The following is a 9764-nucleotide window of genomic DNA, read 5'->3' as shown; positions in this document are numbered from 1 at the left end:
CTCGCGGAGTAACTTGTGATGCTGATAATCTGTTGACTAGCAGTCTGACTCCACAAGCACCCACACGAATTGCTTGATTCAGTTGTTAAAGAGCGGTTGGCTGAGTCTTTCGTCTCAACCGAGGCGCGCATTCTACAGCGCCCCGTGTATCTGTCAAGCGGTTATTTTCAGAAGTTTTCAAAGTTTCGCTTCGGAAACATCAACAACTTCAACCACTTGCGCTTCCGATCTCTCGTTAGCGGGAGGCGAATTCTACAGCGTTACTCGCTGCTGTCAACACCTCTTTTTCACCGCTTTCGACCGAGAAGATCGAACCGCCGATAGAGCCAAACAACACCGTTCCACCTGCTCCTTCGGGGCTTCGATGAACTGAAGCCCCGCACCTTCGAAACCTACTTAACTCATTGAATCTCAAGGAGTTTTCCGTTTCGACTGCGCCGGAAGTGGGGCGAATTATAGACTTCCAGAATCTGCCGTCAACCCTTAATTTGATTTTTCTATCTTTAGCCCGACATGACACTTAAATCTGCCCGGTATATAGACGGAATCGCTGCATATGCGCAATATACTGCTCAACATTGCCCCCCCCCCCCCGCCTTTATTCTGGACGACACTTCGTAATGACACCCCCTCCACATCGCAGCCTGGCCGCCACCCTGTATCCGGTTGCCCTACTATTAATAGCCATGGCCTCCATTCAATCGGGAGCCTCCCTCGCCAAAAGCATGTTCCCTGTAGTGGGCGCACAGGGCACAACAACGCTGCGACTCATTTTTGCCAGCCTCATCATGCTGTTATTGCTACGTCCCTGGCGCGCCAAGCTCACCGCCCAATCCCTGCGCACCGTGATCGTTTACGGGATGGCATTGGGCGGCATGAACTTTCTCTTCTATATGTCGGTTCGTACCGTTCCACTGGGCATTGCCGTAGCACTGGAGTTCACCGGCCCCCTGGCAGTCGCCATATACGCCTCACGCAGGGCAATCGATTTTCTCTGGATCGCCCTGGCAGTCGCTGGCCTGCTTCTGCTTATACCGACCGGTGCGACCAATGCCGGTATTGACCTGCTTGGAGCCGGCTACGCGCTGGGCGCAGGTGTTTGCTGGGCGTTGTACATCCTGTTTGGCCAGAAAGCCGGTGCGGACAATGGCGTACAAACCGCCGCTTTGGGGGTAATGATCGCCGCTCTGTTCGTCGCACCGATTGGTATTGTGCACGCGGGTGCCGCACTGCTCACACCGAGCCTGATTCCAATCGCCATCGGCGTCGCCATCCTGTCTACGGCCCTGCCCTACACCCTGGAAATGATCTCCCTGACCCGGATGCCAGCCCGCACTTTCGGTACTCTGATGAGCGTCGAACCGGCAGTCGCGGCCCTGTCGGGGCTAGTCTTTCTGCAGGAGTACTTGTCCTTGGCCCAATGGCTAGCCATTACCTGCATCATCCTCGCGTCGGTCGGCGCAACGATGACCATGGGCAACACTGCGAAGCCTGCCGTCGCGGCAGATTGAAGCAGGATTTAACGAAGGTCTGGTATTTGCCCCGCATTTAGGCCATGTTTAGACCGGTAACCCAATGTCAGACATGGATTTTTTCATACAGGACGTCATGAACGCTTCAAGCAAGAGCGAACACAATCGTACGTGGACACAAGATCCACGACGATTATAAGGACGGGAATGAAACGAATTTTGATACTGATCGCCGTACTTGCAGTAGCGGGCTGTGCGGCAACATCGAAAACTGAAGTCAAGCGCGGCAAGAAAGGCCTGCACATCAACTGCTCCGGCCTGTCCTCATCCTGGGATCAGTGCGCCGCCAGCGCCGCCAATTCATGTGCTCCCAAGGGTTACAAGGTCATTGCCAAGTCCGGTGACGCCGTCGAGGAACCCGGGGATTATCCCTTCGGGCTCAACCCCGCTGGCTATACCAGCCGCAGCATGATCGTCATCTGTAAATAGGCCACGTCAGTCGAGCCCTTGCTCGGCCATTCGGCGCCTAATCTCCTCATGACTGGATTTGAGGACGTCACGCTGGACCTGCGGCGTGACCAGCATCCGCGCAACCACCAATGCTCCCACGCATTGAGACAGGATAGCCCAGGCCAGACTGTCGCTTCCCAATATCCGCGCCCAGCTTTCGTGCAAACGACAGATCCACGTTTGCGCCGCCTCCCTCACCTGGACATCCGATCGCGCGATCTCGGCACCCAGCACCGGTAACGCACACCCTGCTTCAGGTTGCTCAACGTGGCTCATGCTCAGGTACTGCTTGAGGCAGCGCTCCAGCTTTATTGAGTCCATCGCACCGTCTCCACTCAGACGATCCAGACTTTGGGCCAATTCCCGCTCAACAATGGCCTTGAAAAGCTCATCCTTCGATGAGAAGTGGCTATAAAACGCACCGCCGCTCAATCCGATAGCTTTCATCAAACCATCGACACCGACCGTGGAGAAACCCGACTTCTTGGCAGAGACGGCACTGCTGGCGAGCAGTTTCTCGCGGGTTTCCATTTTGTGATTGGCTGAATATCGCACGGTTCCTGCCCCTGATTGCTCACCTTGACGCTTGCCGGATCTTAGCATAACGTCCGTTTAGTTAACGATCGTTTACCAATGAGGCTGACCATGAATAACAAGAAGGTCGTACTGGTTGTTGGCGCAGGCGATGCCACCGGCGGAGCGATTGCCAAACGCTTTGCGCAGGAAGGTTTTATTGCCTGTGTTACGCGTCGCAGCGCCGACAAACTCGAACCCCTGGTGGATGGAATCCGCGCCCAAGGCGGCGAAGCCCACGGGTTTGCCTGCGATGCACGCAAAGAGGACGACGTGATCGCACTCATCGAGCAAATCGAGAACCAGATCGGCCCGATCGAAGCCTTTGTGTTCAACATCGGCGCCAACGTCCCCTGCAGCATCCTCGAGGAAACCGCACGCAAGTATTTCAAGATCTGGGAAATGGCCTGTTTCTCAGGCTTTCTCAATGCACGAGAAGTGGCCAAGCGCATGGTCAAGCGCCAGCGCGGGACGATTCTGTTTACCGGGGCAACGGCGGGATTGCGTGGTGCTTCGGGGTTCGCCGCATTCGCGGGCGCCAAGCATGGCATCCGGGCACTGGCCCAGAGCATGGCCCGAGAGCTGGGACCGATGAATATTCATGTGGCCCACGTGGTGGTGGACGGCGCCATCGACACCGACTTCATCCGCGATAATTTCCCGGAGAAATATGCCACCAAGGATCAGGACGGCATCCTGAACCCCGAACACATCGCCGACAACTACTGGTACCTGCACAGCCAACCCCGCGACGCCTGGACCTTCGAACTGGACCTGCGGCCCTGGAGCGAACGCTGGTAAACCTCCCCTCACACAACAAGAGAGCAGATCCCATGAGCAAATCGGTGGAGTTTTACTTCGATTTCGGCAGCCCGACCACGTACCTGGCCTACACCCAGTTGCCGACGCTGTGCGCGCAGACCAACAGCCAGCTGATCTATCGCCCGATGTTATTGGGTGGCGTCTTCAAGGCAACCGGCAATGCCTCACCAGCGACAGTGCCGGCCAAGAATCCTTACCTGTTCAAGGATCTGAATCGCTTCGCCAAGCGCTATGGGGTCGCCTTCAAGTTCAATCCACACTTCCCCATCAATACACTGCAACTGATGCGCGCGGTGACTGGCATGCAATTGCGCCAACCTGAACGCTTCGAGGCCTTCGTCGATTGCCTGTTCCGCGCCTTTTGGGTGGACGCCCGCAACCTCAATGACCCCACGACCGTCGCAGCAGTCCTGAACGAAGGCGGTTTCGACGCCGACTATGTGCTGGCCCTGACGAACGACGAGCAGGTCAAGCAAGCCCTCAAGACCGCCACTGAAGAAGCCGTCGCACGGGGCGTGTTCGGCGCCCCGAGCATGTTTGTCGGCAACGAGTTGTTCTTCGGCCAGGATCGGTTGGACTTCGTCCGTGAAGCCCTTGCCTGATCCTCTACTTCAAATGGCCATCGTTCGCGTGTTCAGCCATTGCAGTGCGTCACCGTCCAGCAAGGGACCCAAACGACGCTGAACCTCGGCGTGGTAAGCGTTGAACCAGTCTTTTTCGTCCTGGGTCAGCAAAGAAGGTTCCAGGCAGCGGGTGTCGATCGGGCACAGGGTCAGGGTTTCGAACTCAAGGAACTCGCCGAACTCGCTGCTTCCGGCTTCACGGTTCAACACCAGGTTCTCGATACGCACACCCCAGCGACCGGGACGATAAGTGCCCGGCTCGATGGAGGTGATCATGCCAACCTGCATCGCCGTTTGCGGCGCGGCAGCGGCTTGATAGGCAATCACCTGCGGGCCTTCGTGGACATTGAGGAAATAGCCGACGCCATGACCGGTGCCGTGGCCGTAATCCACCTGCTCTGCCCAGATCGGTGCGCGGGCGATGGCATCCAGCAATGGCGAAAGAATGCCCCGTGGGAATTTGGCCCGGGACAGGGCAATCACGCCCTTGAGCACGCGCGTGCAATCACGTTTCTGCTCAGCAGTGGGTGTGCCGACCGGCACCATGCGAGTGATGTCGGTGGTGCCCCCCAAGTACTGGCCGCCGGAATCGATCAGCAACAGGCCATCACCTTCGATGACCGCATGGGCTTCTTCCGTGGCGTGGTAATGAGGCATCGCGCCGTTGGCGTTAAAAGCGGCGATGGTGTTGAAACTCAGGGAGACGAAGTCCGGCCGGCGCGTGCGGGCGGCGGTCAGGTGCTCGTCGATGGTCAATTCGGTGATGCGCTCGCGCCCCCAGGCCGCTTCCAGCCAGGCGAAGAACTCACAGAGCGCCGCGCCATCCTGCTCCATGGCCCGACGGATGTGCTCGGCATCGGCCAGGCTTTTTCGGGACTTGGCCAGCGTCGTTGGGTTGAGACCTTCGACCAGCTTCACGCCGCTGCCCAGATTATCCAGCAAGCCGACCGTCACCCGCGCCGGATCGATCTGCAAGCTCGCACCGTCCGGCACTTCACGCAACGCGGCGGCGGCTTCGCTGTAATCGCGCAGGGTCACGCCGTCCTGTTCAAGAACGGCACGCAGCGCTGCGTCAACCTTGTCCAGGGCCACGAACAGCGTCGCCTGTTGCTGGCCGATCAAGGCAAAGGAGACAAACACCGGGTTGAACGACACATCCGCGCCGCGCAGGTTGAACAACCAGGCGATGTCATCCAGCGTGGCGATGAAATGCCAGTCGGCACCACGCTCCTTGAGGGATTCGCGCAGCTTGGCGAGTTTCTCGACCCGGCTGACGGTCGCCTGGGGCGGCAAATGGGCATAGACCGGCTGATCCGGCAAGCTTGGGCGATCGCTCCAGGCCTCCTTGAGCAGATCGATGTCGGTACGCAACCGCGCGCCGCGCTCCGCAAGTTTGCCACCCAGGGTTCGGGCCGATGCCACGGCCATGACCGCGCCGTCGACGGCGACCACCCCACCCTCAGGCGTTTGTTCCGCCAGCCAGTCCAAGGGGCCGGGTTGGCCCGGAATAAGCTTGACCAGTTCGATACCACTGCCCTCCAGCTCCTTGGTGGCCTGCTCCCAATAACGGCTATCGGCCCAGACGCCAGCGAAACTGCCGGTCACGATCAAGGTACCCACCGAACCATGGAAGCCCGACAACCATTGCCGCCCCTGCCAATAGCCCGGCAGATATTCGGACAGATGCGGGTCGGCCGATGGCACCAGCAGCGCATGAATGCCCTCCCGGCTCATCAGTTGGCGGATTTGGGCCAGGCGCTGGGGAACCAGTCCACGGGACAAAGGCTCAGTGCTCATTGTTTCTCCTGCTCATTGATATTGTTGTTCGATGCCGAAAACGGCTTATGGGGTCGTGGCCCAGAACGCCGGCGCAGTCGCGCACGCCGCCTGGATCAGCCGCACCGCCTCGTCGATATCCTGTTCAGTGGTAAAGCGGCCCAGGCTCAGGCGAATGGTCCGCCCGGCCGCGCGCGCATCGTGCCCCAGGGCCAGCAGCACGTGGGACGGGCTGTTCTGCGCCGAATTGCAGGCCGAGGTGGCGGAAAATGCAATCGATGCGCTCAACGCCGCCGGGTTGAACTCCCCTTCGTTGAAGGTCAGGCTCAGCGTGTGGGGAATCCGACGGCTCGCACTGCCGTTTATACGCACACCGGGCAAGGCCCGCAGCGGCTCAAGCAAACGATTGCGCAACCGGGCAATTTTAGCGAGTTCTTCGTCGAATGCCTCGGCCGCGAGTTCGAATGCGGCGCCCATGGCTGCGATCTGGTGGGTCGCCAGGGTCCCGGAGCGCAAACCACCTTCATGCCCACCGCCGTGAATCTGTGCCGACAAACGTGGCCGGGCACGGTCGCCGACGTAGAGCGCACCGATGCCCTTGGGGCCGTAGATCTTGTGCGCGGAAAAAGACATCAGGTCCACCGGCCAACGAGACAGGTCGATCCGCACCTTCCCGGCGCCCTGGGCTGCGTCCACATGAAACAGCGCACCGTGCTCGCGAACGATCTCGCCGATGGCGATGACGTCGTTGACGGTGCCCAACTCGTTGTTCACCAGCATCAGCGACACCAGGAACGTGTCTTCGCGCAACGCCTCGCGAACCGCTTGCGGGCTGATCAGGCCCTCGGCGTCCGGCGCCAGCCAGGTCACCGCGACGCCGCTCTCTTCAAGCTGGCGCGCCGTATCGAGAATCGCCTTGTGTTCGATCAGACTGGTGATGACATGGCCGGCGGAACCACCGCGCGCCTGGGCCACCCCCTTGAGGGCCAGGTTATTGGACTCGGTAGCGCCGGACGTCCAGACGATCTGTTCGGGCTGAGCCCCGACCAGTTGCGCCACCTGCTGGCGGGCACGCTCTACCGAGCGCCGAGCCTCCTGGCCGAACGCATGGGAACTGGAAGCCGGGTTGCCAAAGTTGCCGTCAAAGCCCAGACACTCGACCATGACCCGGATGACCCGCTCATCCACCGGCGTGGTGGCGGCGTAGTCGAAATACAAAGGACGTTTATTCATGGGAAACTCGCAGAGCCTGCTCCGGGATCAGGCGCCCTCGTTGGGTTCGAGACTAGCAATACCTGATCAAAGACCTTAAAGAAGTCGGACTTCGTTTAAAAGTGCGTAGGAACGCTCCTGAACAGCGAGCTTAGCAGGCATCGCGGCGAAGCTCAGCCCTCAACTGATGCTTTCGAGCAACAATGGATACAGCGAAGCGACCAACAGCAGCGCCATGCCCCAGTTGAACAGGCGCAACCAGCGACGATCACGCAACAGGTTGCGCAACAGGCTGCCGCATACCACCCACAGACTCACGCTTGGCAGGTTGATCAGGGCAAACACCGCCGCAATCACCAACACGTTGAAGAAATAACCCTGAAGTGGCGTGTACGTGCTGATGGCACCGATGGCCATGATCCAGGCCTTGGGATTGACCCATTGGAACGCCGCCGCGCCCCAGTAGCTGATCGGCGTATTGTCTGCCGGCTGGCTTTCCGAAACTGGACCGGAGTGGGCGATTTTCCACGCCAGGTACAACAGATAAGCCGCGCCGATGTAGCGCAGCGCCGTATAAAGCAGTGGATAAGTCTGGAACACCGCGCCCAGGCCAAGGCCCACCGCCAGCACCAGGGAAAAGAAGCCGCAGGTGATACCCAGCATGTGAGGAATGGTGCGGTTGAAACCGAAATTGACACCCGAGGCCAACAACATGGTGTTGTTAGGGCCAGGCGTGATCGAGGTCACCAGGGCAAACAGGGCGAAGCCCAGCAGCAGGTCAAGCGAAAGGGTCATTTCAAGTCAGTCCATCAGGGCGGTCAGTCAAGTCACGACCCTACCCCACGCCTTGGCGCAAACCCACGGACAGTTGGGCAAAACTTTAAGCAGTACAGTCCCTCAACTTGACCGGCCTGGCTGTTGCACGACCCGCTCGGCACTCATCTGGCCCTGATCGTCGAAACTCACGTTTTTTTGCGACGAACCGAGTAACTCGGCTTTTTTCGCGTGGTATTCATCGAACGAGAGGCCGCGGCGATTCAAGGCCTCAAGCGCCAGTTCGCGGGTCTCGTCGGCGGTGTAGGGGCGCAGCTCCGGGGAAGAACTGGCGCAACCGCCCAGGAGGGCGGCGGTCAACAGCAGCAAAACAGCAAGGGTACGGTTCATGGCAAGTGTCCGGTGTTCTGGAGTTGGGCGATGAACAAAGGCTACCCGCCAGCCCTGCGCGGCAGAAATCAACCCTCTCGATAGTGGCTATTGCCTTTGCGGATCAGCCGCTGCACTCAGTCGACCAACTGGCAATGCAACGCGTTGTCCAGACTGCGCTCGATGTTGTGCAGCACTTGGAACGAGCCAAACGTCACGGCTTTGGCTCGATGAGCCTGGATCAGCCACCAGAAATCCCGCTCGCCCGTTTCGAAGCTTTGAAGCGCCGCCTCGCCTGCCTCGCGGGTTTGCCACTGCAAATAGTTGAGCACCCGCCGACCATCCTCGCTGGCCTGGATACTGGCACTCAGGAACCCCGGGTGGTTCCGAGCCAGGCGCTCGGTTTGTTCCGACAAGGCGGTTACCAGCGCCTGCTGCCATTGCGGTTCGATATCGAATTCCATCAACTGGGTGAAACTGCGATTGTTCCTTGGTGATTGCATGAAAGGTCCCCTCTGCACGTAAGGCGGATCTTGCGACCCGAACGCGTGCAGGGTAAAACCTAAAGTTAACTTTAGGTCAAGCAGCGAATCGAAGCGATGACGCAGATCGATATCCACAAGGAACTCACCGTCGGCCAAGTGGCCGCCCGCAGCGGCGTGGCGGTCACGGCCTTGCACTTCTATGAATCCAAGGGGCTGATCAAAAGCACGCGCAACCAGGGCAACCAACGTCGCTACTCACGGGCAGTATTGCGCCGCGTGGCGCTGATCAAGGTTGCCCAGCGCCTGGGCATTCCTTTGGCGGAGATCGGCGAGGCGTTGAACAACCTGCCGGACAACCGTGCGCCAACGGCCGCCGACTGGCAGACCTTGTCGGCGCAGTGGAGCAGGGACCTGGACGAGCGCATCAACCAATTGGTGGCGCTGCGTGATCGACTCAACGGCTGCATCGGCTGCGGATGCCTGTCGATGGAGGCTTGCCCGCTGCGCAATCAGGGCGACGTGCTGGGCAAACACGGGCCAGGGGCTCACCTGCTGGAGCAGCCGTGAAGCGTTCGTCGGGACATGAGCCCGTCCACGGCGGCTGACCTATAGTGGATGGGCGCAAAACGACGAAGACTCTCTTCGCCTCCCATAACAACAAGGAGAACCGTCATGGGTGTCAAAGCCATTCCCGAAGGTTTCCATAACATCACGCCCTACCTGGGCATTCAAAAAGCTGCCGAAGCCATCGACTTCTACAAAAAAGCCTTCAATGCCACCGAGGTCATGCGCTTGGCCATGCCCGACGGAGGCATCGGGCATGCCGAACTGCGGATCAACGGGTTTCCTATCATGCTCGGCACGCCTTGCGACCAAGGCCCACTGAGCAACCCGGACAAATCGCCATCGGTCGGCCTGCATTTATATGTCGAGGACGTGGACAGCGCATTTGCCCAGGCCATTGCGGCTGGTGGCACAGTGATTTCAGAGGTCAAGGACCAGTTTTACGGCGATCGTACCGGCATCTTGAAAGATCCCTATGGGCATCTGTGGTTCCTGGCGACGCACAAGGAAGATCTGAGCCAGGAACAGATCGAGCAACGGGCCAGGGAGATGTTCCAACAACAAGGCTGACGTGTTCTAAGGCC

Annotated in this window: 12 protein-coding genes; 6 read left to right on the top strand and 6 right to left on the bottom strand. The window is 59.3% G+C overall.

From position 1 onward, the window contains the following. Positions 1–620: 620 nt before the first annotated feature. Together rhtA and BT116_RS27850 are read left to right on the top strand one after the other, a co-directional pair. Positions 621–1511 (top strand): threonine/homoserine exporter RhtA, encoded by an 891-nt coding sequence (gene rhtA / locus BT116_RS27855; RefSeq protein ID WP_072348772.1) that lies wholly within the window; start codon positions 621–623, stop codon positions 1509–1511. 168 nt (positions 1512–1679) lie between these two features. Further along, entirely contained in the window at positions 1680–1961 is a 282-nt protein-coding gene (locus tag BT116_RS27850) for a hypothetical protein (protein ID WP_014337379.1), read from the top strand. A 6-nt stretch (positions 1962–1967) separates the two neighbouring features. Here BT116_RS27850 and BT116_RS27845 read toward each other — a convergent pair whose 3' ends face one another. Beyond that, positions 1968–2537, bottom strand: coding sequence for a TetR/AcrR family transcriptional regulator (locus BT116_RS27845; RefSeq protein ID WP_072348770.1), 570 nt, complete (start codon positions 2535–2537; stop codon positions 1968–1970). Between the two features lie 90 nt (positions 2538–2627). Here BT116_RS27845 and BT116_RS27840 point away from each other — a divergent pair, with 90 nt between their 5' ends. Together BT116_RS27840 and BT116_RS27835 are read left to right on the top strand one after the other, a co-directional pair. Further along, positions 2628–3356 carry an SDR family oxidoreductase gene (locus tag BT116_RS27840; protein WP_072348769.1) on the top strand — a complete coding sequence of 243 codons (729 nt, stop codon included), beginning with the start codon at positions 2628–2630 and terminating at the stop codon, positions 3354–3356. A 32-nt stretch (positions 3357–3388) separates the two neighbouring features. After that, on the top strand, positions 3389–3979 hold the full coding sequence (locus BT116_RS27835) for a 2-hydroxychromene-2-carboxylate isomerase (RefSeq protein ID WP_072348767.1): 591 nt from the start codon (positions 3389–3391) through the stop codon (positions 3977–3979). Between the two features lie 9 nt (positions 3980–3988). Here the strand turns inward: BT116_RS27835 and BT116_RS27830 are convergent, their stop codons facing one another. From BT116_RS27830 to BT116_RS27810, 5 genes are all read right to left on the bottom strand, one after another. Next, positions 3989–5797, bottom strand: a complete 1809-nt coding sequence (locus tag BT116_RS27830) for an aminopeptidase P family protein (protein WP_072348766.1) — start codon at positions 5795–5797, stop codon at positions 3989–3991. Positions 5798–5842: 45 nt separating this feature from the next. After that, positions 5843–7009 (bottom strand): cysteine desulfurase family protein, encoded by a 1167-nt coding sequence (locus BT116_RS27825; protein WP_072348764.1) that lies wholly within the window; start codon positions 7007–7009, stop codon positions 5843–5845. Positions 7010–7168: 159 nt separating this feature from the next. Continuing rightward, entirely contained in the window at positions 7169–7783 is a 615-nt protein-coding gene (locus BT116_RS27820) for a LysE family translocator (protein WP_072348762.1), read from the bottom strand. Positions 7784–7885: 102 nt separating this feature from the next. After that, positions 7886–8152 carry a hypothetical protein gene (locus tag BT116_RS27815; RefSeq protein WP_072348760.1) on the bottom strand — a complete coding sequence of 89 codons (267 nt, stop codon included), beginning with the start codon at positions 8150–8152 and terminating at the stop codon, positions 7886–7888. Between the two features lie 116 nt (positions 8153–8268). Continuing rightward, positions 8269–8634, bottom strand: a complete 366-nt coding sequence (locus tag BT116_RS27810; protein ID WP_072348758.1) for an antibiotic biosynthesis monooxygenase — start codon at positions 8632–8634, stop codon at positions 8269–8271. Positions 8635–8730: 96 nt separating this feature from the next. Here BT116_RS27810 and soxR point away from each other — a divergent pair, with 96 nt between their 5' ends. Beyond that, positions 8731–9183: a redox-sensitive transcriptional activator SoxR gene (gene soxR / locus BT116_RS27805; protein WP_072348756.1), complete on the top strand. Its 453-nt coding sequence runs from the start codon at positions 8731–8733 to the stop codon at positions 9181–9183. A 105-nt stretch (positions 9184–9288) separates the two neighbouring features. Continuing rightward, on the top strand, positions 9289–9750 hold the full coding sequence (locus tag BT116_RS27800) for a VOC family protein (RefSeq protein ID WP_072348754.1): 462 nt from the start codon (positions 9289–9291) through the stop codon (positions 9748–9750). Positions 9751–9764 lie beyond the last annotated feature (14 nt).

It is taken from the genome of Pseudomonas sp. NFACC16-2, from assembly GCF_900119205.1.
GTDB classification, from domain to species: Bacteria; Pseudomonadota; Gammaproteobacteria; order Pseudomonadales; family Pseudomonadaceae; genus Aquipseudomonas; species Aquipseudomonas fluorescens_Q.
Note: the sequence above shows the minus strand (reverse complement) of the source record. Positions and strands in the feature narration are given on the sequence as shown.